The sequence below is a fragment of the Mucilaginibacter sp. genome (assembly GCF_028288205.1).
Classification (GTDB): domain Bacteria; phylum Bacteroidota; class Bacteroidia; order Sphingobacteriales; family Sphingobacteriaceae; genus Mucilaginibacter.
The window spans coordinates 173,448-198,745 of sequence record NZ_JAQBOD010000056.1 but is presented as its reverse complement, the minus strand read 5'-3'; the positions used below and the strand labels follow the sequence as shown (position 1 = coordinate 198,745).

General features: G+C 39.7%; 18 protein-coding genes, 1 tRNA gene and 1 pseudogene. 9 read left to right on the top strand and 11 right to left on the bottom strand.

The window, feature by feature from the left end; genetic code table 11:
• On the top strand, positions 1-1,779 hold a 1,779-nt coding region (locus JWR23_RS13835), incomplete at its 5' end, for a DEAD/DEAH box helicase (RefSeq protein WP_299516757.1).
• A gap of 188 nt (positions 1,780-1,967) precedes the next feature.
• On the opposite strand, the gene JWR23_RS13830 is transcribed toward JWR23_RS13835, so the two are convergent.
• The 5 genes from JWR23_RS13830 to JWR23_RS13810 form a co-directional block, all read right to left on the bottom strand.
• Positions 1,968-2,288, bottom strand: a complete 321-nt coding sequence (locus JWR23_RS13830; protein WP_299516756.1) for a hypothetical protein — start codon at positions 2,286-2,288, stop codon at positions 1,968-1,970.
• Positions 2,289-2,321: 33 nt separating this feature from the next.
• Positions 2,322-2,633, bottom strand: coding sequence for a hypothetical protein (locus tag JWR23_RS13825; RefSeq protein WP_299516755.1), 312 nt, complete (start codon positions 2,631-2,633; stop codon positions 2,322-2,324).
• A 28-nt stretch (positions 2,634-2,661) separates the two neighbouring features.
• Positions 2,662-3,669, bottom strand: coding sequence for an NAD(P)H-dependent glycerol-3-phosphate dehydrogenase (locus JWR23_RS13820; protein ID WP_299516754.1), 1,008 nt, complete (start codon positions 3,667-3,669; stop codon positions 2,662-2,664).
• 180 nt (positions 3,670-3,849) lie between these two features.
• Positions 3,850-5,190: an efflux RND transporter periplasmic adaptor subunit gene (locus JWR23_RS13815; protein WP_299516753.1), complete on the bottom strand. Its 1,341-nt coding sequence runs from the start codon at positions 5,188-5,190 to the stop codon at positions 3,850-3,852.
• 20 nt (positions 5,191-5,210) lie between these two features.
• Positions 5,211-6,647, bottom strand: a complete 1,437-nt coding sequence (locus JWR23_RS13810) for a TolC family protein (protein WP_299516752.1) — start codon at positions 6,645-6,647, stop codon at positions 5,211-5,213.
• A gap of 94 nt (positions 6,648-6,741) precedes the next feature.
• Here JWR23_RS13810 and JWR23_RS13805 point away from each other — a divergent pair, with 94 nt between their 5' ends.
• Positions 6,742-7,365, top strand: coding sequence for a polysaccharide deacetylase family protein (locus tag JWR23_RS13805; RefSeq protein ID WP_299516751.1), 624 nt, complete (start codon positions 6,742-6,744; stop codon positions 7,363-7,365).
• 78 nt (positions 7,366-7,443) lie between these two features.
• Here JWR23_RS13805 and JWR23_RS13800 read toward each other — a convergent pair whose 3' ends face one another.
• On the bottom strand, positions 7,444-7,614 hold the full coding sequence (locus JWR23_RS13800) for a hypothetical protein (RefSeq protein WP_299516750.1): 171 nt from the start codon (positions 7,612-7,614) through the stop codon (positions 7,444-7,446).
• Positions 7,615-7,711: 97 nt separating this feature from the next.
• Positions 7,712-8,713 carry a tRNA (adenosine(37)-N6)-threonylcarbamoyltransferase complex transferase subunit TsaD gene (gene tsaD / locus JWR23_RS13795; RefSeq protein WP_299516749.1) on the bottom strand — a complete coding sequence of 334 codons (1,002 nt, stop codon included), beginning with the start codon at positions 8,711-8,713 and terminating at the stop codon, positions 7,712-7,714.
• A gap of 190 nt (positions 8,714-8,903) precedes the next feature.
• Here tsaD and JWR23_RS13790 point away from each other — a divergent pair, with 190 nt between their 5' ends.
• Complete coding sequence (locus JWR23_RS13790; RefSeq protein WP_299516748.1) at positions 8,904-13,388, top strand: translocation/assembly module TamB domain-containing protein; 4,485 nt, start codon at positions 8,904-8,906, stop codon at positions 13,386-13,388.
• Here the strand turns inward: JWR23_RS13790 and JWR23_RS13785 are convergent.
• The 3 genes from JWR23_RS13785 to JWR23_RS13775 form a co-directional block, all read right to left on the bottom strand.
• Entirely contained in the window at positions 13,382-14,584 is a 1,203-nt protein-coding gene (locus tag JWR23_RS13785; RefSeq protein WP_299516747.1) for a bifunctional 3,4-dihydroxy-2-butanone-4-phosphate synthase/GTP cyclohydrolase II, read from the bottom strand. The two genes, JWR23_RS13790 and JWR23_RS13785, sit on opposite strands and share 7 nt — an antisense overlap.
• 158 nt (positions 14,585-14,742) lie before the next feature.
• On the bottom strand, positions 14,743-16,182 hold the full coding sequence (locus tag JWR23_RS13780; protein WP_299516746.1) for an LptF/LptG family permease: 1,440 nt from the start codon (positions 16,180-16,182) through the stop codon (positions 14,743-14,745).
• Between the two features lie 27 nt (positions 16,183-16,209).
• On the bottom strand, positions 16,210-16,590 hold the full coding sequence (locus JWR23_RS13775; protein ID WP_299516745.1) for an START-like domain-containing protein: 381 nt from the start codon (positions 16,588-16,590) through the stop codon (positions 16,210-16,212).
• A gap of 156 nt (positions 16,591-16,746) precedes the next feature.
• Here JWR23_RS13775 and JWR23_RS13770 point away from each other — a divergent pair.
• The 6 genes and pseudogenes from JWR23_RS13770 (at position 16,747) to JWR23_RS13745 (ending at position 23,911) form a co-directional block, all read left to right on the top strand.
• Positions 16,747-16,820 (top strand) — tRNA-Met (locus JWR23_RS13770).
• 359 nt (positions 16,821-17,179) lie between these two features.
• Positions 17,180-18,988 (top strand): MEDS domain-containing protein, encoded by a 1,809-nt coding sequence (locus tag JWR23_RS13765; protein WP_299516744.1) that lies wholly within the window; start codon positions 17,180-17,182, stop codon positions 18,986-18,988.
• Between the two features lie 125 nt (positions 18,989-19,113).
• Positions 19,114-20,439, top strand: a pseudogene (locus JWR23_RS13760) (serine hydrolase domain-containing protein).
• Between the two features lie 158 nt (positions 20,440-20,597).
• A complete protein-coding gene (locus JWR23_RS13755) occupies positions 20,598-21,851 on the top strand; it encodes an alpha/beta hydrolase-fold protein (RefSeq protein WP_299516743.1) in 1,254 nt (417 codons plus the stop codon).
• Between the two features lie 90 nt (positions 21,852-21,941).
• Positions 21,942-22,835 carry a LysR family transcriptional regulator gene (locus tag JWR23_RS13750; RefSeq protein WP_299516742.1) on the top strand — a complete coding sequence of 298 codons (894 nt, stop codon included), beginning with the start codon at positions 21,942-21,944 and terminating at the stop codon, positions 22,833-22,835.
• Between the two features lie 101 nt (positions 22,836-22,936).
• On the top strand, positions 22,937-23,911 hold the full coding sequence (locus tag JWR23_RS13745; RefSeq protein ID WP_299516741.1) for a putative sulfate exporter family transporter: 975 nt from the start codon (positions 22,937-22,939) through the stop codon (positions 23,909-23,911).
• 64 nt (positions 23,912-23,975) lie between these two features.
• On the opposite strand, the gene JWR23_RS13740 is transcribed toward JWR23_RS13745, so the two are convergent.
• The gene (locus JWR23_RS13740; RefSeq protein WP_299516740.1) at positions 23,976-25,277 is read right to left on the bottom strand and encodes a BamA/TamA family outer membrane protein; all 1,302 of its coding nucleotides are present in this window, start codon (positions 25,275-25,277) and stop codon (positions 23,976-23,978) included.
• Positions 25,278-25,298 lie beyond the last annotated feature (21 nt).

Sequence of the window (25,298 nt, the reverse complement as noted above, 5' to 3'; positions counted from 1 at the left end):
TCAATCCCGGTATTGTTAACAGGCAGCAACGATTTTGTCGGATTAGCCCAAACCGGGACCGGTAAGACTGCTGCCTTTGGCCTACCACTGTTGGAATTGTTGGATTTTGAAGAAAACCATCCGCAGGCGCTTATTTTATGCCCAACACGCGAACTTTGTTTGCAAATTACTAACGACATTAAAAACTACTCCAAAAAAATGGGCAACGTTAACGTTGTTGCCGTTTATGGCGGAGCCAGTATTTCTGACCAGTTACGCCAGATAAGACGCGGCGTGCAAATTGTTGTAGCCACACCTGGCCGTATGCTTGATATTATCAACCGTAAGGCTATTGATTTTACAAAGGTGAAATTTGTAGTATTGGATGAAGCTGATGAAATGCTCAATATGGGCTTTCAGGAAGATATTGACAGTATCCTATCTACCACACCCGAAGAAAAGAAAACCTGGTTGTTTTCTGCAACTATGCCGGCTGAAGTGCGCCGCATAGCTAAAAAGTACATGAACGAGCCATTTGAGCTTACCATGGGCACTAAAAATACAGGCAACGCTAACATTGAACATGAGTACTATATAGTACGTGCCCGTGATAAGTATGCCGCTTTTAAACGTATTGTTGATTTTAACCCCGATATTTTTGGTATTGTATTTTGCCGTACCAAGATCGAGACACAGGACATTGCCGAAGCTTTAATGAAGGATGGCTACAATGCCGATTCATTGCATGGTGATCTGTCACAACAACAACGCGATAAAGTTATGAAACGCTACCGCGAGCGTAACCTGCAATTATTAATTGCTACTGATGTTGCCGCGCGTGGTATTGATGTTAATGATGTAACACACGTTATTAACTATTCATTACCTGATGAGGTTGAGAATTATACCCACCGTAGCGGCCGTACAGCCCGTGCCGGTAAAACAGGGGTATCTATCTCTATCATCAATGCTAAAGAATTAGGTAAAATACGCCAGATTGAAAGAGGCTTAGGCAAAAAATTTGTTAAAGTAGAAATACCTACGGGTTTTGATGTTTGCGAAAAACAATTATTCTCTATCGTTCATAAAATACATGATGTAGAGGTTAACGATCAGCAAATTGAACAATATCTTCCGCGTATTATGGAAGAATTTAAGGACCTTACTAAAGAAGATTTTATTAAACGTTTTGCATCTATAGAGTTTAACCGCTTTTTAGATTACTATAAAAACGCGCCTGATCTGAACGCGCCGATTGAAGAAGGACGCTTTGATCGCGACCGTGATCGTGGCGAACGCGGCGAACGTGGTGAGCGCTCAAGTCGTGGAGGCGAATCTGGTGGTAAATCAGAATATACCCGTTTATTTATAAACTTAGGTTCTGTTGATGAGTTCAACCGTGGCGATCTGTTAGGTTATATATGCACCAATGGCAAAATAAGTGGCCGCACCGTTGGCAAAATAGATGTTAAAGGTGTTTATTCTTTCTTTGAAGTACCAAATGCCGAGTCGGAAGCTGTAATAAACAACTTTAAAGGCGTTGAATTTAAGGGCCGTGAAGTTAGGATAGAAGTATCAGGCGAAGGCACCAGCACTACCCGTAGTGGCGGTGGCGAACGTAGAGAAGGCGGTTACCGTGGCGGCGAACGCCGTGAAGGTGGCGGTGGCTATAACCGTAGTGGTGGTGGCGAACGCAGAGAAGGCGGACACCGTGGTGGCAGCAATCCTGCGGCAGGTGGTTTCCGTGATTTTTCCGGCAAACGCCGCGAAGATCGCCCTGAGCGCAAACGCAGATTTTAATATTAAGTTGAATGGTTGATTGGGTTGATTAGGTGAATGGTTAACCACTCACGTATTCAACCACTCACTACTCACCAAAAGAATAGTTTTTTAGTTAGTTAGTTTAGTTTACAAAGCCTCTCCGATTAATCGGAGAGGCTTTTGTTTTTAAAGCAAATTGAAAATATTTACCTAATCTCCAATCACTATCACCGCGTAAACTCTATCACTTGCGAATCAGGGTCCTGTATGGTAAGCCTGTTAGTCTCCAGTTTTTGTATCACAAACTTGGTATAGGGCTGGTTACCTTCAAATGAAGTATAAATAGTATCGCCTTTTAAAAAATACTGTTCGGGCACTTCGGCATTATTGTCCAAGGCAAAGCCCTTATCCGTCACTTTTAGTTTTGTTTTACCATCTTTTGATGTCCAGTTACCTTGTAATTTATCTTTTACAGGATTGGAGCATGACATGCTAAATAATAGAATTGCAAATACTATGTGTACAGCTATTAAGGCATATGTTTTCATGATATAAGAATTGTGATATGCCTGTATGACTTATTAATGTTTGTAAGGTTTATTCCTTAACTGCCATTTTTTAAGATATTTATAATGGCCGCCTTTGTCTACATAAAAATAACGCGAGTGTTTATCAATATAAACGTTTTCGCCGGTTGGGGCCCAATGGCCTTCATACCTTTTATCGGCGACAGCAACGGCGCCTTTTACAGCAACTTCTGATGTTTTGTGGCCAACATCCTGGGCGGCATGGCCAATTTTTTTGGTTATAGGTTCGTGGTGTTCCTGGGCATAGCCTTGGCTAACAGAAAAAATTCCTGCCGTAAGCAAAGCGATCTTAAATAGATTTTTCATGGGTCCTTAAATAAGTTATTTAAGGGTGTTAACACAATTTCTCTGCCAATTGTTTCATTTCAATAGCAGGTGAACGCTTTTGATATAAAATAGCGTAAACAGCCTCGCATATAGGCATGTTCACTTTGTATTGTTTATTGATCTGGTGCAGGCAATTTACGGCATAATAGCCTTCGGCTATCATATTCATTTCCAGTTGGGCCGATGTTACGGTATATCCCTTACCTATCATATTACCAAAGGTGCGGTTACGGCTAAACTGCGAGTAAGCGGTAACCAGCAGATCGCCCAGGTAGGCAGATTCTTTTATGTCGCGCGTAATAGGATGCACAACATCAACAAAACGCATTAGTTCACGTATGGCATTTGATATTAATACAGATTGAAAATTATCGCCATACCCTACACCATGACAAATGCCGCTGGCAATAGCATATATATTCTTTAGTACGGCCGCGTATTCGGTGCCATAGATGTCGTCAGATACAATTGTTTTAATGTAACGGGTATTGATCATGCCGGCAAATTCGGCAGCAAGAGCAGGGTCGCCAGAGGCAATGGTTAAATAGGATAATTTTTCTAACGCTACCTCTTCGGCATGGCATGGACCGCTGATAACTGCAAAATCGTTGAATGACATATCGTATTTCTTATTCAGAAACTCACCAATAATAAGGTTCTCATCCGGAACAATACCTTTTATAGCAGATACTATCTTTTTGCCAGCCAAATCTTTGGCACTAATATCAACTAAAGCCTCTTTTAAAAACGCGGCAGGTACATTAAGCAGCACCACATCTGCAGGCTTAATTAATGCCTTAAGGTCGGAAGAAATATTTTGCGCAGGCACCTTTATTTCAACCGAGCTTAAATAGTTTGGATTATGCCCGAATTTATGCACATGCTTTACCGCCTGCGGGTTGCGCATCCACCAAAAAATTTCTTTTTCGGTAATGTTATCAGTTAACATTTTAATATTGGCTGTAGCCCAGCTACCCCCACCAACTACTAATATTTTGTTATTTTTATTTTGCATTAAAAACTTTGTCCCGCACCAGGTTTAATTGACGGGGCAAAGTTAATGAAAATGTGCAGATATGCAGATGTTCTGAGTGCCATACCGGCACTCTCTTTTTATAGAAATAAAAAAGGCCAACCACATGGTCAGCCTTAAATTACATCATCTGCACATCTACATATATGCACATCCGCACATCTACTTATTATCGTTAGTAAATAATTTAGATTTATCTACTTTTTCAACCAGGGTGCCATCTTTTAATGTTTTAGATATGGCAGGGTATGGAGCAGATACTACTTCGTCGCCGGCTTTTAAGCCCGAAAATATTTGCACATACATATCATCCTGTATACCGGTTGTTACCATTACCTGTTTAACCTTACCTGCGTTATACACAAAAATATATTCTTTTGCCGGCGCTGTGCTTGCTGTTTTAACCGGGGTAGTAGTTGTGCTTTTTTTAGCACCACTCATATCCATCTTTTTATCTTCGCGGGTAGTTACCGCTTGTATAGGTACTGCCAGCGCCTGGGTATGGTTTGTTTTAATATCAACCGTAGCTGTTAATCCCGGACGAAAAGGGGATGGGTTATCGCCTTTTTTATTTAACAGATCATTATATGATTTTGCGTCTATCCTAACTTTAACGGTAAAGTTGGTAACCTGGTCTGCATTGGTGCCTACCACGTTTGCCGAGCTGCCTATCTCTGTAACCACACCATTGAATTTTTTACCTAAAAAGGCATCCACCTCAATTTTTGAGGAATCGCCAATTACTATGCGGTTAATATCATTTTCATTCACATCAACATTTACATCCATTTGACTTAGGTCTGATATAGTCATGATCTCTGTGCCTGCAAATTGTGCTGTACCCAAAACGCGCTCGCCTTTTTGCACAGATAGTTTAGAAACCACCCCGTCAACAGGCGAATAAATGGTTGTTTTATACAAGTTATCCTGCGCCTCTTTAACAGATGCTGATGATTGTGCCAGGCCGTAAGTTGAGCCTATTACATTTTGCTTTGCAGCTTCCAGGCCCGCTTTCGCACCTTCATAACTGGCTTTTGCTGCATCAAATTCTGCCGCGGTTAATACTTTATTATCATAAAGCTCTTTACTGCGTTTATAAATTGCTGCCTGGTTATTATAGGTAGCTTCGGCTTGTTTTAGCATCTGGCTTGAATTGCCAACACTGGCTTTTTGCGAATTATAAGATGCAACTGCACGCTCATAACCCGATTTTAAAATATCCGGGCGTATTTTACAAAGCAATTGGCCCTTTTTTACAACGTCGCCTTCTTTAATAGGCAGTTCAACTACCTCACCAGATACTTCGGGGCTAATTTTTACTTCAACATGCGGTTTAATCTTTCCGCTTGCAGAAACCGTTTCATTAATTTCACGCACAGCAGCTTTTTCTGTAGCAACCTGTATTTTATCAGATTTGCCTATCATACCGGTTGCTTTGCCAATTATCAGCAGTATAACCAGTACGCCAAGTATTATCAAAATATATTTTGTAGTTTTTCCCATGATTGTTCAGGATTTTTTATTTAAAGTGTTATGGTGTTACCCAGGTAATAATCAATTATTTTACTTCTGAAAACGACGCTGTATTTTGCCTCGATCATGTCATTTTGCGATTTGCTAAAATTGGTAACCGCTGTATTATAATCCAGTGAGTTTACCAAACCAACATCATACCGCTGCTTGGTAACGTTCAAGGCATCTTTATTAGCCTGGAAAGATTGTAATGCCGATTGATATTGTTTTTCGGCAGCCAGCAAATCAAGCACAGCCTGTATAATAGTCTTACTTAAATTGTTTTTAGCTATTTGTGTACTTAGCTGGGCATTTTTATAATTCAATTCGGCTTTGCGCACAGTAGTGCGGTTGGTAAACCTATTAAATATGGGTATCTGCACGCTTAAACCTATGTTTTGGTTAAAGTTATCGCCTATTTGATTAAATGCCGGGTATGGGCCGTAAATGGCTTGCTGAAATGAAGTCACTACTGATTGATTAGTTGCCTGTACTATACCTATTTGCTGTGTTACCGCAGTTTGCCCAATCAACTTTTGATTTAACCTGTCTGAATAGCTGGAAGCTAACCCGCCAAATAAACTAACAGTTGGGTAAAAATTACCTTTTGCTATTTTAATTGCCTGGGCATAGGTTTTTTGCTGTGTTTCGGCCAGGTGTATATCCGGGTTAACGGTTAATGCAGTTTTTATAACCTCATTAGCATCATATATTGTTTTTATATCGGTAAGCGTGCTTATGTCCGGTCTTTCAACAACAATCTCTGCATACGGGTTCATCTCCATATATTGCTTTAATATCAGCACAGACAGATCCAGTTGATTCTGAGCAGTAGTTAAATTAAGCGTAGCTGTTGATACCAGTGCCTTTGCCTGCGAAAGGTCAGCCAGGGTTTGGTTACCTACTTTAAAACCTATCTGTGATTTATTTAACGTTTGGTTAGCGATATCAATTTGTTGTTTCGCGGCCGCTACCAGATCCTGGTTAGTTAATATCTGCAGGTAGTCGGTTACTACATTTAGTGTAAGGTCGTTTTTTATTTTGGCAGTAGTGCTTTTATCAACATCAAGTAATAATCTGTTTTGCACTATCTGATTACGCAACTGCCCGCCTTGGAACAGCGTTAACTGTAACTGAGCATTGCCATTTATATTTAAAGAGGTTGATGAAGTATAAGTAAAGGACCCGGCAACCTGGCTGCGGCCAAAATTATAGCCGCCCTGGGTATTTGCGTTAAGGCTTGGCAGCAAATTATTTTTAGCCTGATCCAGATCCGCGGTACCAATAGACTCGGTAACCTGCGCTTGTTTGATGGTTAAATTGTTAGCCAAAGTGCGGTCGACTGCCATTTGCAGGGTTATTTTTTCTTGAGCCTTTGCTGCAAAGCCTATCATGACCGTAAACAACAAACTTAGAATGCTTACCCTTTTAAATATAAATTGTGTCATAAGGTTATTCCGTACAATTATTAGATATGAGTATTAGCTACTATATTTGAGAACCGCATTAATTGCACAATTTACTCAAATATAATAATTGTAAATGTACCTGGTTAAAACTCCCTGGTTGCTTAAAAAGCTATATCCCCAATTAATATGGGATGTGAACAAGGCAGGCCGTTGCATTTATCTGACGTTTGACGATGGACCTATACCTATTGTTACACCCTTTGTATTAAATATTTTAAGACAGTATAACGCAAAAGCTACGTTTTTTTGCATTGGCGATAATGTGCGTAAACATCCTGATATATTTGAACAGGTAAAAGCAGACGGTCATGCCATAGGAAATCATACCTACAACCACCTTAAAGGTTGGAAAACCGACGATAAAATTTACCTGGATAATTTTTTCTTAGCTGATGAATTGATCGGCTCCAATCTGTTCCGTCCGCCGTATGGGCGCATAAAAAGTTCGCAGGTAAAACTGCTTAAAGATGCCAAACCCGGTCTGCAAATTATTATGTGGAACGTATTAAGCGGCGATTTTGATATCAACCTAAAACCCGAAAAGTGCCTTGATAATGTTTTAAAGAATACTGCCCTTGGTGACATAGTGCTTTTTCATGATAGCTTAAAAGCTTTTGACCGGCTGGAGTATGTTTTGCCAAAGGCGATGGCATATTGGAGCAAGGAGGGGTATGAGTTTAAATATCTGAACCGCTGATTTTTTTTGATTTAAAAATTTTGTTGATTTTTGATGTAATTATCAACGAAATCAGCGCAATCACCTAAATCAACGGTCCTACTTACCGCCCGTCTTCAAATACATATACACAATACCCCCGATAACGGTAACAGCCAAAACTATCAACCCTATCCAGCCCGAGCGTTTATCCTGGCGTATCAGCCATATTAAAAATGCAACAAGCGGCAGTACAAAAATTGTCCAGAATATAAGTGAGGGAGCTGTCATGTGTTTTTGTTAGTCCATAGTCGATGGTCAATAGTCCATAGCCATGGTTGGTTATTAAATATCTATGGTCTATCAACTATGGACCATGGACTTGAAATTACATCGGCATTCTTGCCAGCGGCGCAATGTCTTGCCCGGCAAAATCACCTTTTAAAAATTTATGGTATCCGGCTATAGCTATCATTCCGGCATTGTCGGTACAGTATTGCATTTCGGGTATAAAACAGTTCCAGCCATTTTTATCGCCCATTTGTTGCAGGCCCTGCCTTAAACCTGTATTTGCCGATACGCCTCCTGCCAAAGCTATGTCCTTTATACCATAAAATTGTGCGGCTTTGTTTAGCTTATTCAATAATATGGTAACTACCCGTTTTTCAACCGATGCGCAAATATCATTTAAATTTTGGGTTATAAAATCAGGGTTAAGCGCTACGTTATCTCTTATAAAATACAGTATCGATGTTTTCAATCCGCTAAAACTAAAATTAAATCCGGGTATTTGCGGCTCCGGAAATTTGTAGGCATCCGGGTTACCCAAACGGGCATGTTTATCAATTAATGGGCCACCAGGATATGGTAAACCTAAAATCTTGCTGGTTTTATCCATTGCTTCGCCGGCGGCATCATCCAATGTTTGGCCCACCACCTCCATATCAAAATAATCTTTTACCAAAACTATTTGGGTATGCCCGCCCGATACCGTAAGGCATAAAAACGGGAACGATGGTTTGCGCTCGGCAATAAAATGCGCCAGTACGTGCGCCTGCATATGATTAATCTCAATAATTGGGATGTTTTTTGCCAACGCAAATGCCTTGGCAAATGATACACCAACAAGCAGGGAACCTAAAAGTCCCGGGCCGCGCGTAAAAGCTACCGCATCAATGGCATTTTTGCTTACTTTTGCATTTAATAAGGCTTGTTGTACAGCGGGAACAATATTTTGCTGATGAACCCTTGAGGCAAGCTCAGGGACAACGCCTCCATAAGCTTCGTGTATGGCCTGTGTAGCAATAACATTGCTCAGGATAACCCCATCAACACATATAGCTGCAGAGGTATCATCACAAGAAGATTCTATGGCTAAAATTACGGGCACAGCGTTTTAATTTTGAATGAGTAATTGAGTAAACGAGTGAGTTATCATTATACCTGTTTAAACCATATTTAATAAATGATGTTAAACATTCAATCATTCACTAATTTGCTCAATCACTCATTATCTAAAAAACAAAGTTATTAAAAAAGTACTAAAAATAGCCCTAAGTATAGTATTGCTCTTGTTACTAATGGCGAGTGTATTGCTATTGGTTTTTCAGTACAAACCCGTACAAACATGGGCCGCTAAAAAAGCTGCTGCTTACTTATCAACAAAGCTGGGTACGGAGGTTAGTGTACAGGGCTTGTATATTAAACCGTTCTCATCGGTTGTGCTTGAAAATTTTTATGTACTTGATAAGCAGAGGGACACCTTGGTACGTACCCCCAAATTAACTATAGAGCTTAATGGCTTTTCTATTTTTAGCAGTATTAGTGATAGAATTATTGATTTTAAGCAGATACAGCTTGATAATGGCTCTTTCTATTTAAAAAACCTGGAAGGTAACGTTACTAACTTGAAATTTATTTTAGATAGTTTAAAATCCAAGGATACAACCAAAACAATACCTGGCAAACCGTGGACCACCATATTTGAAAAAACAGTTCTAAACAACTTTCATTTCCGCTATAAAAATCAGTTAAGGCATGAGGTAGTTAAGGGGATAAATTTTGATGATATAGATGTACATAACTTTAGCACTGTAGTTAACCATATGGATATTATGCACCATTTGTTTAAGGGCGAAGTGCAATATTTAACACTGAAAGAAAAGGGTGGCTTCTACTTAAAAAACTTTAGAGGGAATACAACAGTTGATACCGACCATATATTGGTACAGCACATGCTGATACAAACCCCAAGATCTGTTATCAGGGATTATTTAAGTATGAAATACAGAACGCTTAATGATTTTAGCGATTTTGTAAACAAGGTGCGCATGGAGGGTGATTTTAAACAATCGCATATATCATCAACAGATATAGCCTACTTTACAACCTCGCTCGAAAAAGTGAATTTTGAGCTGGGTGTTGATGGGCGGATACAGGGAGCGGTAAATAATTTAAAAGCAAGGCACCTTACCGTTACCGCGGGGCAGGCCACATTTATTAAAGGCGATTTTAATTTAAAGGGATTGCCGGATTGGGATAAAACTTTTCTTGACCTCAAATTTGAACAGTTAGCCACCAATAAAAAGGACCTTGACTTTTTGTACAGTCATTTTACCGGAACACCCAACGCTAAAATGCCCGATATGGTTGGCAAATTTGGCAACGTTAATTTTTCGGGAAAGTTTAAAGGATTACCAAATAATTTTGCAGCGTCGGGCACATTTAAAACCCAACTGGGGCGGTTTGATCCGGATATTAACCTGGAAATAAATAAAGCCGGCACGCCAAGCTATACCGGTAAAATAAATGCTTATAACTTTGATCTTGGCACCCTGCTTGGTACTACCGCCTTAGGGCGTACTTCATTTAATGCCAATGTTAAAGGCAGTGGCGACGCGCTTAAAAACCTGAACGAAAATATAATTGCTAAGATAAATTATATTGATTTGAATGGTTACCAATACCAAAATGTAATAGCAAACGCGACCTTTATAAATAAAAAAATTAGTGGAAAACTATCCATTAAAGATAAAAATGTTCAGTTTGATGGCAACGGAACTGTGGACCTTAACCCGCAACTGCCGGTTTATGATTTTGCCGCTACCATACACGATGCGCATTTAAACAAATTAAAGTTTATTACAGATACTATTACAGTAAGTGCGCAGCTTAAAACCAAATTTTCTGGTAATGACCTTAAAAATTTTGAGGGCCATATCATGCTTTCGCCTATCCGGGTAATCGATCCGCGTAATAATTATTTACTGGATTCTGTTTATTTTTCTGCCAGTGGCAAAGGCAATTCAAGGCTGATAGCGCTTAAATCAGATGCCCTTGATGGCAGCATTAAAGGCAGCTATGATTTGGCTACTTTACCCTCATATTTTAAAACTATTGTTAAAAAATATATCCCATCATTACCAACAAACGTTACTATCCCAAAACCCCAAAATTTTGATTTTAATTTAAAAATCAAAAATCTTGATCCGCTTACAGCCATCTTTTTTCCGGATCTGCAAATACCAGAGCAGGGAACTTTTATAGGTAAGTTTAATTCGAATAATAAAACTGCCACAATTAACGGCTTTATAAAAACCATAAAATACAAGAAGATGGTTTTTCACAACTTTATTTTAGACGAAAGCACATCCGACGCTAATTTAGGGGTCAATATTTCATTGGATCGTATAGACCTTACAAACGACTTGTTTATTAAAAACATTGACATTACTAATTTTGTAAGTAATGATAGTTTAAAATTCAACGTAAAGCTGGCCGATAAAGATGCTGCCAACCAGCTTGACTTGTACGGCCTGGTTAAGTTTGGGCAGGATACTACCGCAAAACTAATATTACTGCCATCAGACATTATACTGGAGCATCAGGATTGGAGGCTAACAGACCAGGTAAGGGTAAGGCTGTTAGACGGCAAAACGCAGGTATCGGGTTTTGAGCTTTCAAACGCGCAGCAAAAAGTAAGAATAGACGGTTTTATTTCTGATAACCCGGCAGATCAATTAAGGGTAACCTTTGATAAATTTAGTATGAGCACCCTTAACCAGCTCACCAAAGCATCTGATATTGTATTGAGCGGCAAGCTTAATGGTGACGTACTGCTTTCGTCTATTTTAAAATCGCCGGGAATTGACGCCCATATGAATATTGATTCATTTAAAATGAATAAAACGCTGGTGGGCAATATTAAACTGGTATCCAATCTTGATAATGAACGGAAGCAGGCCAATGTAAATTTAAACATTCTTAACAGGGGTTTAGAAACGCTGAATATTGGCGGCACTTACTCTTTAGGAAAAGAGGATGCCGATAAGCTTGACTTTACAGTTAAAATGAACCAGACAGAGGCCGTAATTTTTGCACCGTTTGTTAAGGACCTCGTGTCTGACTTAAAAGGAACTGTATCTACCGACCTGAAATTAACAGGATCATTAGCAAAGCCGCAACTAAATGGCAGTGTTACTTTAGCTAATACAGGTATTACCGTAAATTATTTAAAAACGGCTTATATAGCCAATGATAAATTAAGTGTAACCAACAGCGTTATCAATATTGATAACCTGAGCTTAAAAGATATGCATGGCGGTGAGGGGACCGTTAAAGGAAGTGTTGATTTGAACAACTTATCTAACCCTACTATTAATGCTGTGCTTACAGCCAGAAACTTGATTGCTTTAAATACTACTTTTAGAGACAATCACCTTTATTTTGGTACAGCTTACAGCTCGGGCAGGTTTAGCTTTGTTGGGCCTGTTGATAATATGAACATAGATATTAGAGCCCGCACAGAAGCTGGTACGGTATTTAATATTCCGCTAAATACATCTACAACTGTTAGTGATTATGATTTTATAAGATTTGTGAGCCATAAGGATACCACCGGGCTTAATATGCCCAGGGTAAAAGCATTTAATGGCGTAACACTAAATTTTGATTTAACGGTTGATGAAAAAACCACCGTAAAAATAACTACCGACCTTGGCGTATTAACCGGTACGGGCCAAACAACAAACCTAAATATGCACATAAATAGCCTGGGCGATTTTGATATGGTTGGCAGTTTTTTAATTACATCCGGGAAGTTTGAATTTACGGCAAAAAACTTTATCAGTAAAAACTTTGCTGTAAACCAGGGAGGCACTATACGCTGGACAGGTAACCCTACCAATGCGGAAATTAACCTGAATGCTATTTATGAGGTCCGTACGGATATTTCTCCCCTTTATACGGCAGCTGGTCTGCAATCACCAAAGGGTAATGAGCAGGTATTGGTACAGGCAGAAATGCTTATTACCAAATCCCTGTTACATCCGGATATTGGCTTCGATTTTAATTTTCCTACCGATCCTTCGATAAAAGACGATCTGGGAACTTACCTGGCCGATAATAATAACCGTAACCAACAAGCATTAAGCATTATTGTAAGACGCAGCTTCGCATCAGGAACCGGCAATAATAATTTAACCAATCAGGTATTTAGTACAGCAGGCAGCGCCGTAAGCGAACTGTTTTTTAATAGGGTGAACAGCTTTATATCGCAATCAAACATCCCTAATTTTGATCTGAACATACGCTCATTTAATGATGCCAGCGCATCGTTAAAATTTTTAAAGGACAGGCTGATAATAAACGGAAGCTTGTTTAATACCAGCGCTAATGGCAATAGCTTATTTAACAACAGTACCAATCTGCTTAATTCAAACTTTAGCAACCTTACCAAAGATTTTGAAACATCATATCTTATACGCGCAGGCGGTACAAACGGCGCATTAACTGCACGTTATTCTTACCGCGTTTTAAATACCACTACTTTAAATACAATTGACCAATTGACCGTGCAATATGTTAACGGATTAGGGTTGGTTTATCAACGCGACTTTGATAGCCTGGGAGAGTTTATAAGAAATATGTTTTCGAGAGGGAAACGTACAGCTAAACCGGTTGTAAACCCAACGCCAATTGTGCCACCTCCAGGCATACCTGCTAATACAATAACCACGCCCCCTGCATCTATAAAAAATGATGAGGAGGAGGAAGAAACTCAATGATCACGCATTATTGTGTGATCCATCTTATCTCTTTTTGTTTTAAGATAAACCTCATTGTGGGGGTTTGAGGCAATTTCAATAGGTACATTTTCTACTACCTCTAATCCATATCCTATAAGTCCGGCCCTCTTTTTAGGGTTATTGGTCATTAAACGCATTTTTGATATACCCAGGCTGCGTATTATCTGCGCACCAATACCATAATCACGCTGGTCCATAGCAAAACCTAATTGTATATTAGCTTCAACTGTATCAAAACCATTCTCCTGCAAATTATAGGCTTTTAATTTATTTACCAACCCTATTCCACGGCCTTCCTGGTTCATATAAACAATGGCGCCCTTGCCCTCTTTGTTTATCATCTCCATAGATTTATGCAACTGGGGGCCACAATCGCACCGGCATGAGCCAAAGATATCGCCGGTAATGCATGAGCTGTGTACACGTACCAATACGGGCTCGTCTGGCTCCCAGGTTCCTTTTACTAAAGCCATGTGGTTTTCGCCGGTGTTAAGCTGCGTGTAGGCTATCATTTCAAAATCGCCCCATTCGGTAGGCAGTTTTACAGATACTTCTTTTTTTATTAAGGTTTCTACATCTAACCGGTAAGCTATCAGGTCTTTTATAGATATAATTTTCAGATCAAATTCTTTGGCCATTTGCTGCAGTTCGGGCAAACGGGCCATATCGCCATTTTCAGTCATTATCTCACAAATAACACCGGCAGGTTCAAACCCGGCTAATACGGCCAAATCAATAGTTGCCTCTGTGTGGCCGGCCCTGCGTAATACACCGCCATTTTTAGCTATCAGCGGGAATATATGCCCCGGCCTGCCTAATGCTTCGGGTGTAGTTTCGGGATCAATTAATGCCATTACAGTTTTTGAACGGTCCGTAGCCGAAATGCCTGTAGTACAGCCTTCCAGCAAATCAACAGAAACCGTAAAATTAGTTTCGTATGATGTGGTGTTATGGCTTACCATTAGCTCCAGTTCCAATTCGTTAGCGCGTTGCTGGGTAATTGGCGCGCAAACCAGGCCACGGCCATGGCGTATCATAAAATTTATAACCTCGGGCGTAGCATTACGTGCAGCGGTTAAAAAATCGCCTTCGTTTTCTCTATCCTCGTCATCAACAACAATTATAATTTTACCGGCTTTTAAAGCTTCAATAGCTTCTGGTATGGTATTTAGCATTTTATTGGATTTGGTAACTTTTTATAGATACGTACCTTATGGTAACAAAGTTACTGATAATGTAAAAATTAAGGGTCGGTTAACTGTAAAGATTAAAGGTTGAAGATTAGTAATAGCAAGTTTTATAATTTTAATAGCTAATCTTCAATCTTTATTAACTAATCTTTAATCACCAATCTCTTAATACTGCCAAATAAGTTATTAAAGAAACGTTTATATATTTCGGCATCAAATATTACAGAATCGGTAGCAGCTTTATAAGAAAGGAATATACCAATAGGTGTTAAAATAATAATAGCTATCCACATACCAATAAACGGAGAGGCATCGCCGGCTTTAACCGCCTTTTCGCCAATGGTTGATATGATATAATAGATCAAAAAGAATATAACCGAAACTACAACAGGCAAACCTAAACCACCTTTACGTATAATAGCGCCAAGCGGCGCGCCAATTAAAAACAAAGCAAGGCATGCCGCCGAAAGTGTATATTTTTTTTGATATTCTACCGCCGCGCTATGTACACTGCCCGAAGCATCTTTATACCGCTCGTCTCGGGTTTTTATAAGGTCCTGTACAGAGCGCACTTCGCTTTGCGCGTTTACAATATAGCTTAGTCTATCTGTATTGCTCCCTGTTTTTAATACCCCTTGTTTGTATTTTATATAATTGCTTTTAGCATGTTTTGCCGGCATAAAAAAATACTTAATATAGGGCGTCACTAACGAATAATTAACCCGCCGCCCGCTATCAATTAAATGGTTTATGTGCCCCATGGTATCCCTAAGCTGTTTTATATTCATCATTTGGAAAGCGGTTTTAAACTCGCTTTCGTTAGTGCGGTGAAGTTTAAAGCCAGACATGTCTAATTTGTTTTCTGTTGACTTAAAACGAAACCGGGTAAGTTTCTGGCGGGGGTTGGGGCTATAGGTTGGCCCGCCAGGGTCCTCCTGGTACTTTATACCGTCTTCCAGTTGCATAACCAGGTACTGGTCATCAGATGAACGAAACATTTTGCCTTTTTTTGCAAATAAAAGATAGCTTTCATTGGTGCTTATGTCTTTATGATAAATGGTTATATCATAAAGAGTTTGGCCGTCCGGATCTTTATGCATTACGCGGATAGTATAACCCGGAAAGCTATTGCTAAATACCCCCTCGGGTAAAAAATTAGCCGATTTCTGTTCGCGGGCATCATACAGTAAAGAGAAGTATTTAAGATTGGCTACAGGTAACATGTAGTCAGAAAAAATGAACGCGCTTATACTGAGTACAAGAACTACCACAAACATGGGGTACATGGCACGGTTTAATGATATCCCGGCAGATTTGATGGCAACAAGCTCATAATTTTCGCCAAGGCTGCCATAAGTCATGATGGAGGATAGCAGTACAGAAAGCGGCAGCGCCATCTGCACATTGGTCGCCGATGCATACACCATCAATTCAACGATAATGTACCACTCAAACCCTTTTCCTATCAGGTCGTCAATGTATTTCCATAGAAATAGCATCAGCAGCACAAACATTACTATCAAAAAGGTCACCAAAAAGGGCCTTATAAATGATTTAAGTAATAAAAGGTGTATCTTTTTCACAGGTACAAAATTAGGGAAAAATCCCCGTTAAGCGCCTAATACACTTACAAGGTATCGTATTTGGTTATCCCAGATTAATCTGCGTTCGCCCATTGTATCTTCGGTGGCAAAATCAGTTATGCTAAGCGCGACATCGTTGGTTAGCTCATCCTGTATTATTTCCATCTCAAAAAAACATTGCGGATCGTCTTCCATCCATTTAAACCTAACCAGCTTATTTTCTTTAATGGTTATCAGCTTGGCTTTTTGCTGTTCATCATCCCAGGTGAAGGTATAAACCTGGTCGCGCACGCTAACATCATCAGCAAACCATTGGGTAAGGCCATTAGGCTCGTTCAGAAAGGTGTATAATATTCTTGGAGATGATTTTATTTCATACTCAATATTAAATCTCTTTTTTTCAGACATAGGGGGAGTTTATAATTGAAGGCCCATAAGCCACAATGTTAACATTTTTTCTAAAGGAAACGAATTTCTGCTATATTTGCAAACCTTTTTTAAGTGTAACCATTTTTAAGATAAAGGGGCTAAGCTAATTAGCGTATCTTAAGACTTAAAAAAAACGGCGGGGTAGCTCAGATGGTTAGAGCGTAGGATTCATAACCCTAAGGTCGGCAGTTCGATCCTGCTCCCCGCTACTGGCAGACAAGGCTGTTACAATTCTTGTAACAGCCTTTGTTTTTCTGGTCGGTGTACTTCTATATCACAATATCTAACAATCCCTTTATCGTTTTGAGGCTTTCAGCCTCATTAGGTATGTCTGTAAGCTTTGCGTCTAATACATTGCACTCTGTCTTAACCGATTTAAAATCCACTACATTTATTTCCAACTAACTGTGTATAAAAAGGTGATAAACTAACTCCCCGTCACCCTAAAACATTTTATCTTTTTCAACTGTTCATATTAAATCTTTAAAGTCTTTGAAAAGTTATTATGTAATATTCCCGGAATTATAAAAAAACATATAACTTTTTATGCTGGACAGGAGCATTGTCTATGAAACAAACTCTTAGATCTACCGGTATCGAGGTAATCGGAAATATTCCGTGGGGCACTCATTTTTGCCATTTTTACCAAACTGAAGAGGATTTGCTGTCTATGCAGGTGCCCTTTTTTCAAACCGGTTTGGAAAACAATGAGTACTGCATATGGGTAACTTCAGAACAAACGACTGTTGAGAACGCGCTTAACGCACTAAAAGTGAAGGTTCCTGATCTTGATACATATTATGAACGTGAAAGTATCGAAATCCTGTCCCACCGTGACTGGTACTTGACCAATGGCCGATTTGAATTAGATAACGCCATCCAATCGATATTAGATCGTCTGCGAATTGCACTTGATCGCGGTTTCGAAGGCTTGCGCCTCAATGGTGACGAAGCCTGGATGGACAATAAGACATCGCATGATTTCTTAGAATACGAAAGTTCGCTTAATCCAGCAATAGCCGGTAAAAGGCTTATCATATCATGTAGTTATCAGTTAGCTAAATGCACAGCAACAGACGTTTTAGATATTGCCCTGTTGCATGAATCTGCCGTCTCAAAACGGAAGGGCAGATGGGAAATACTGGAAACCCCGCAGCTCATAGAAACTAAGGCACAGCTTAACCTGGAAAGAGAATTGCTCGAAAAACGAGTTGCTAAAAGCACAAAAGAGTTAAGCCGAATCACCCAACAGGTAAAGAAGGAACGTTCTGAAAGAAAAAAGACGATGATCTCCTTACGCAAATCCCAATTACATTTGAAAACAATAGTGGATACGGCAGACATTGCATTTGTATTGTTCAATAGTGATTCACATGTACTTTTATTTAATGAAATAGCAAGTTATTGGTCAACCCTGTCTTTCGGCGTTCCTTTGAAGAAGGACATCTATTTTCCAGACTTGTTGAATGAAAAGGGAAGGAGTCGCTTCATCGAAATGATGGACACTGTATTGTCGGGGCAGTCGTTAAACTATGAAACCAGCTATCAGGGCCAGGGCGATTCCCTGGAATGGTACCAGGTGAGCATTTATCCTGTAATGGATGACGATGGAAAGGCTGTCGGGGTAAGTTGTGCTGCAAGCAACATTACGCGGGATAAACTGGTTGAATCGGAGCACGAACGTTTAAGCGGACAGTTAGTGCAGCATAATAAAGACCTGGATAAATTTGCTTTTATTCTATCGCACGACCTGCGGGCGCCGTTGGCCAATATGCTCGGGTTGGCCAAGATGCTTAAAGACACAAATGTTCCTGAATCAGAAAAATCCGAACTGGAAGGCTTTTTATTTCAAAGCATAGAAAAGCTGAATGATGTCGTTCATAATTTGAACCGCATTTTAGAACTGGATAGAACCCCGAGTCTAAAAAAAGAGAACATCGACCTGACAGAACTGGTCAATGAGGTGTCCGCCCAGTTTAAACCAGTTATTAAACAGAATACTATTCGAATAATCACAGATTTCAACCGTGCAAATAATATTAATTCGGTTCGGGGTTACCTGTATAATATTTTTTACAGCCTCATTTCCAATAGCATAATATTCGGTCTGCAAAGGAAGCCACCGGTCATTGAAATCACGTCTGAGAAAGAAAAGGATAGACTCATTATTTATTTCAAAAACTTTGGGAAGGCAAATTATCAAAAAGGTAAGAAAACAGAACATGGGTCTTACAAAAAGATAAGTGTGCCCGATAAAAGTAATGGCATAACGTTATACGGTGTAAAAAATAAGATCGAGTTCTTGGGCGGATCTATAAGTGTTCGTACCCTACCCGGAAGCGGCAAGGAGTTTCGAATGGAACTGCCGTATGAATAAGAAAAAGGTTTCAATGGAATGAAAAAGTCGCGGAGTGGTAATCTTTTGTAGACATTAGGCATCTACCCGTTGATAGGATCTATTACGTAATTAAATTCTATCTTTATCTTCTAGACCTTAACGCAATGATTAAAAAAAGACCCAATCTTTTATTGTTGTTCCTGATTTTACAGAGTTGCACTCATGCTCAAACTTTCAACAAAGCCAAATTAGACAGTTTTTTTGTTGTGCTGAACACGCGTGATGAAAACATGGGTAGCATCGCCATAGCTGCCAATGGCGTGGTGGTCTATCAAAATGCCATCGGTTATAGTCAAGTAAATAAAGGTTTAAAAACACAGGCGACCATTGATACTAAATATCGGATAGGCTCTATCAGTAAGATGTTTACCGCAACTATGATATTTCAGCTGATCGATGAAGGTTAGCTTGGCTTTGAAACGCATTTGGCTATCTATTTCCCACAACTCCCTAATGCCGGAAAGATCACCATAGGAGAAATGCTTGACCACCGTAGCGGCCTTCATAACTTTACGAATGACTCGCTTTATATGACATATATGGGCATTCCTAAATCAGAAGCTGAAATGACCGCCATCTTTGCCAGGCAGAAACCTGATTTTGAACCGAATGCAAAGGCCGAATACAGCAATACCAATTTCGTGCTGCTGGGTTATATCATTGAAAAATTGACTGGTAAAACCTATGCCGAAGAATTAAAAAAACGCGTCACCTCAAAAATTGGCTTGGCAGACACATATTACGGCACTAAAGCCAACCCAGCCAAAAATGAAGCATACTCCTACAATTATTCAGGACAATGGACGCAAATGCCCGAAACGGATATGAGTATTCCAGGCGGGGCCGGTGCTATTGTATCCACGCCGACTGACCTGATTAAATTTATAAATGCGCTCTTTGCAGGCAAACTAATTAGTATTGCTAGTTTAGAGCTGATGAAAACGATGAAGGACAACTTCGGTATGGCCATGATCGCGATTCCGTTTGACGACAAAAAAGGTTTTGGACATACCGGAGGAATCGACGGATTTTCCAGTGTGCTTATTTACTTTCCGGAAGATAAGCTGGCTGTCGCATACACTTCCAATGGTATCAGGTATTCAACCAATGATGTTGTCATGGGTGCATTAAGTATATATTTTAACCGACCGTTTGCAATCCCTGAGTTTAAAACGATTACACTAACTACGGCCGACCTTGATAATTATATCGGTAAGTATACCAGTACCCAAACGCCACTAAAGATTGATATCACAAAAAATAATACTTTTCTGTTTGCGCAAGCCACTGGTCAGAGGGCATTTCCGCTGGAAGCTAAAGGAGGTAATAAATTTTCTTATGCCGGCATTACTTTTCAATTTGAGCCGACTAAAAAAACTTTTACTTTAATCCAAGGAGGGGCTACTTATCTATTTACTAAAACCGATTAATGGGATCAAATTTGTAATAGCCAAATAATAGCCATTGTTCTGTTTGCAAAACATGAGATAGTTGCAGATGGTGTTAAATTCTCTTAAAGTGGTTATTCCATCACAAGCCGACTAATAGTAATTGATAATAATTACATTTGATAAAATCCGCTCTGTATATGAAAAAAATATCCTTCATATCGCTATTTATTTCATTCCTTTTTACAGCCGGCGCGCAAACAATTAAGAATGCCAACCTCATCATTGGCAAGGTTGATAGTATACATTCTAAAATATTAAACGAAAACAGACAAGTATGGATATTTCTTCCTGCCAGTGCCAACAATGTTATTTATGCCCGGCAACATTATCCTGTCTTGTATTTATTAGATGCTGAAGATCACTTTATGTCGGTTACTGCAATGATTCAGCAATTAAGCGAAGTAAATGGTAACACGGTGATTCCCGAAATGATAGTTGTAGGAATAACCAATACAGACAGGACACGCGATCTTACACCAACCAATTCGCTGATTGGTTTTAATGGTAAAACAAACCCAGAATTAAAAACTTCAGGCAGCGGCGAAAAATTTGCAGCATTTATAGAAAAAGAACTGATGCCCCACATCGACTCTCTGTATGCTCCATCACCTTATAAAGTAATAATTGGCCATTCACTTGGCGGTTTGGAGGTGATGAATATCCTGGTGCATCATCCCAATTTGTTTAATGCATACGTGGCTATCGACCCAAGCATGTGGTGGGATTCCCGAAAATTATTAAACGAAACCAAGACCGTGCTGACTCAAAAAAGATTCGAAGGCAGATCTTTATTCCTGGCTATAGCCAACACTATGCCTTGGGGTATGGATACGATGAAAGCAAGAAAGGACACATCCGCGGCTACCATTCATATCAGATCTATATTGACGCTTAATGAGGCGATAAGAAGCAACGCCGCTAACGGCCTGACGTTTGCTTATAAATACTACAATGAGGATAATCATGAGTCTGTTCCGCTTATCGCAGCATATGATGCTCTGCATTTTTTATTCAACGGATTCGGTTTTACCGCGGACGAACTTGCTAAGTTTTTTGATTTAACTGTTAAGGTTGATGCGGCAACATTGATTAGTGATCATTATCAGCGGATTTCAAAACAAATGGGGTACAAGGTGCTTCCGCCGCAGCCATTGATTGGCCTGATCGGTCGTTCACTTTTGGTGAAAAATATGCCGGAGCAGGCCTACTCGGTCTTCAGTTTATATCTCCGTAGTTATCCCGACAGCTTTAACGCAAATGATAGTTTGGGCGATTACTATAAAAGTAAAGGGGATAAACAGAAAGCGATTGAATATTATTCAAAAGCGCTTGCTATTCTGGAGAACAGTGATACAAGGGCAAAACTTAAGCAACTTCAGGAAAATAATTAAGCATCATTGTAACCGGTAAGGGCTACAATAGTCTCCCGAAAGGGTGGCTTTTTTGCTTATATTTGGCTATGTTTCATCATAGGTTTTAACATGCTTGATTTCCGCTTACAGGTTTTTTACAAAGTTGCCAAAAGACTCAATTTCACTAAAGCCTCGGCTGAATTATATATTAGCCAGCCTGCGGTAACAAAGCATATTAAAGAATTAGAAGCAAGCTACAAAACATCCCTGTTTGAACGGAGCGGCAATAAAAAGATTAGTTTAACCCCGGCCGGGGAAATGCTTTTGCAATACACAGATAAACTATTAGATATTTATCGCGAATTGGAGTATGATATGAATCTGCTGATTAAGCAGCATAAAGGCGTATTACGTGTTGGCGCAAGCACTACAGTAGCGCAGTATGTAATACCACCCATATTGGCACAGTTCCATAAAAAATTTAGAGATATCAAGGTGCAGCTTATTCCGGGCAATACCGAAGAAACAGAACAAGCTTTATTAAGTAAGGAAATTGATGTGGGTATTATTGAGGGCGTTTCACGTAATCCGCAAATAAAGTATGAGGAGTATTTAAAGGATGAATTAGTGCTGGTAAGCGCCGCGAACAACGCTTCAATAAAAAAAGAAACCATTAAGCCGGAAGAGCTTAAAAACTATCCTTTGCTAATGCGCGAGCCGGGTTCGGGAACCTTGGATGTGATAGCACATGCTTTAAAACCTCATCACATTAAATTAGCAGACTTGCAAATAGAGATGCAGTTAGGTGGAACCGAAAGTATTAAATCTTATCTGTTGCATAGTAATTGCCTGGCATTTTTATCGGTACATTCTATTTTAAAAGAATTGAAGAATGGCGAATGCCGCATTGTTGATATTAAAGGACTTTCTATAGAGCGCCCTTTCCATTTTATACAGCCGCATGGCCAGCCCCCTTCACTTGCAGAATTATTTACGCGTTTTGCCCAAAATTATAAGCTTTAAATAAAATAGCGCTATCAATAACTTTTGGTTATTGATAATTTGATTTTGTAATAAAAAAGGTGTAGTCTAATAACGGACCTTTGAGTAGCAAAAAGAAAAAAATGCATACTCAAAATCAATTAACACCCACCAGCGGATTTATCTTTGACGTTAATGATAATACTCGAAAAATTTTATTTACAGGCTGTATGGCCCTTTGTGTTACCACGTTTATAAGCCCGGCAATTGCTTTGTTAATGGGCCTTGTTATTGCCCAACTAACGGGCCATCCCTATCTCCACCTCAACCATAAAGCCACAAACTTGTTATTACAAATATCAGTAGTGGGTTTAGGTTTTGGCATGAATATGCACCATGTTATGCAGGCTGGAAAAGAAGGGATATTGTTCACCATTGCGTCTATAACCGGAACCCTTATTTTGGGTTACTTTATGGGTAAATGGTTAAATATTGAACAGAAAACATCATATCTTATTGCTGCCGGTACCGCTATTTGCGGCGGCAGCGCCATTGCAGCTATATCGCCTGTTATAAAAGCCCAAGAGAAACAAATATCTGTCGCGCTGGGCTGTGTGTTTATTTTAAACGCCATTGCTTTGTTTGTGTTCCCCATTATTGGTCATCATCTTAATATGTCGCAAACGCAGTTTGGCTTATGGTGCGCCATTGCTATTCATGACACCAGCTCTGTTGTTGGTGCTGCCAGTAAATATGGCGCACATGCCCTGGAGGTTGCTGCAACTGTAAAACTTGCCCGCGCCTTATGGATCATACCCGTGGCTTTTATGTCGACATTTATTTTCAAAAACAAATCTAAAAAAATCAGCATACCTTATTTTATCGGTTTATTTATACTGGCCATGATTGCTAATACCTATATACCGGCAACAAAACTGATCAGTCCCTACATGATCATTATTGCGAAAGCCGGATTAACACTTACATTATTTTTGATCGGTGCCGGGCTTTCCAGGAAAGTACTGGCATCCGTAGGGCTAAAACCATTATTACAGGGAGTGGTACTTTGGATCATAATTTCATCTGCTGCATTATACGCGGTAATGCATTTGGCATAGCCCTTTCTAACTAATTATTAAATGGACCTGCCAATAGTTCGGGAATTGTCCGGTTTTTTTTGGCTTAAAAAGATTCATTTAAATTCAGGAAGAATCCTTTGTTGCCATATTTGCCAAAAGCGTAATCCAATGCCAGGTTGGTACGGGTAGCTTTGTTAAACAACACACGTAAACCGGCACCGTAGCCGGGTTGAAATACCTGGAACAGTTTAGTGCCCTGCTCATCGTTAGCTGTTTGCAAGTTTACAAAGGTAACACCACTAATAAATTTATTTTTTAATATAGGGAAGCGGAATTCCGCCTCTGTATCATTGAATTGTGTGCCCTTAAAATATTGAGAAGTATAGCCCCTGCCGCTCCTGAAAGACCCATCGCGCGCGGTACCCGGCAATTCAAGATAAGGTATTGTACCGCTGAGCAGGTAGGAGCCCCAGTTCCAAAACGCTACTACCGTTTCGGGGTTGATGGTTGATAAGCTAAAATATTTTCTAAAGTCGGTAGTAAATTGCCGGGAATTTTTTGTGCTGCCTATCCACGTTTGATTAACCCTGATGCCGGCATCAAAGTAAATACCTTTATAAGCGCGGTTTGGGTTATCGCGTGTAATGTACTCTACATTAAAAAGAAATCCATCTGCCGAGTAATGATCCTGCGGAAAACCATGCTGGTTATTGTAAACACTGGATGGCGTTGCATTATTAGTTGTATCCTTGTTTTGAATGCTCCGCCTGATCTCAAATGACAATCCGGCCCCTACAAAAAGATTTTTCTCCACCTCCTTGTAAATCTTTTCCCTGAAATTATAATATAGCGAATGAATTGTATAAACTTTGTGCGCCGCATCTGCCAGTACCTTATCTGCATTGCTTCCACTATTAACCCCGCGGCCTATCCCTAAACCAAAATCAGGCGTTACCGTTTTTGCGGCTACCAGGTTACCCTGAATGTTCCACCTGTTACCGGGCGTAAATATATTATGATTTACATAAAAATAAATGATGCCTTTGCTGGTAATAGAAGCCGAGGTTGCCGCAACTGATAGTAATGTATTAGGATCATTACCTAATTTTTTGCCCGCTACAGCTTTAATGCCTAATTGAGCGCCAATGGTAGGATTAGCCGCAATATTAGGTACAATAGTAATACCCGATCTTTTATGCAATGTATCGGCCACTTTTTTAGGATGGAGAATATTACGGGTTAAATCACTAAAATCATATTGCCTGTTTAGGTTATCTGCCAGCTTTTGCCGGTTTAAACTTTTAGTACGCAAAGAATCCTCTTTTAAGGAATCAGCCGGAACAATTACTTGGCTGAAAACAACTCCGTGAATGCTGATAAACAATAACAATAATAGTAATCTCAACAAAGAACGCTTTCTGTACAC

What these genes read in the sequence shown, in the direction of transcription:
- JWR23_RS13750 (WP_299516742.1), top strand. Translation starts at nt 21,942, where the DNA reads ATGCTTGATTTCCGCTTACAGGTTTTTTACAAAGTTGCCAAAAGACTC.
- JWR23_RS13790 (WP_299516748.1), top strand. Translation starts at nt 8,904, where the DNA reads ATGGCGAGTGTATTGCTATTGGTTTTTCAGTACAAACCCGTACAAACA.
- JWR23_RS13765 (WP_299516744.1), top strand. Translation starts at nt 17,180, where the DNA reads ATGAAACAAACTCTTAGATCTACCGGTATCGAGGTAATCGGAAATATT.
- JWR23_RS13745 (WP_299516741.1), top strand. Translation starts at nt 22,937, where the DNA reads ATGCATACTCAAAATCAATTAACACCCACCAGCGGATTTATCTTTGAC.
- JWR23_RS13830 (WP_299516756.1), bottom strand. Translation starts at nt 2,288, where the DNA reads ATGAAAACATATGCCTTAATAGCTGTACACATAGTATTTGCAATTCTA.
- JWR23_RS13820 (WP_299516754.1), bottom strand. Translation starts at nt 3,669, where the DNA reads ATGCAAAATAAAAATAACAAAATATTAGTAGTTGGTGGGGGTAGCTGG.
- JWR23_RS13755 (WP_299516743.1), top strand. Translation starts at nt 20,598, where the DNA reads ATGAAAAAAATATCCTTCATATCGCTATTTATTTCATTCCTTTTTACA.
- JWR23_RS13825 (WP_299516755.1), bottom strand. Translation starts at nt 2,633, where the DNA reads ATGAAAAATCTATTTAAGATCGCTTTGCTTACGGCAGGAATTTTTTCT.
- JWR23_RS13810 (WP_299516752.1), bottom strand. Translation starts at nt 6,647, where the DNA reads ATGACACAATTTATATTTAAAAGGGTAAGCATTCTAAGTTTGTTGTTT.
- JWR23_RS13800 (WP_299516750.1), bottom strand. Translation starts at nt 7,614, where the DNA reads ATGACAGCTCCCTCACTTATATTCTGGACAATTTTTGTACTGCCGCTT.
- JWR23_RS13815 (WP_299516753.1), bottom strand. Translation starts at nt 5,190, where the DNA reads ATGGGAAAAACTACAAAATATATTTTGATAATACTTGGCGTACTGGTT.
- JWR23_RS13805 (WP_299516751.1), top strand. Translation starts at nt 6,742, where the DNA reads ATGTACCTGGTTAAAACTCCCTGGTTGCTTAAAAAGCTATATCCCCAA.
- JWR23_RS13785 (WP_299516747.1), bottom strand. Translation starts at nt 14,584, where the DNA reads ATGCTAAATACCATACCAGAAGCTATTGAAGCTTTAAAAGCCGGTAAA.
- JWR23_RS13775 (WP_299516745.1), bottom strand. Translation starts at nt 16,590, where the DNA reads ATGTCTGAAAAAAAGAGATTTAATATTGAGTATGAAATAAAATCATCT.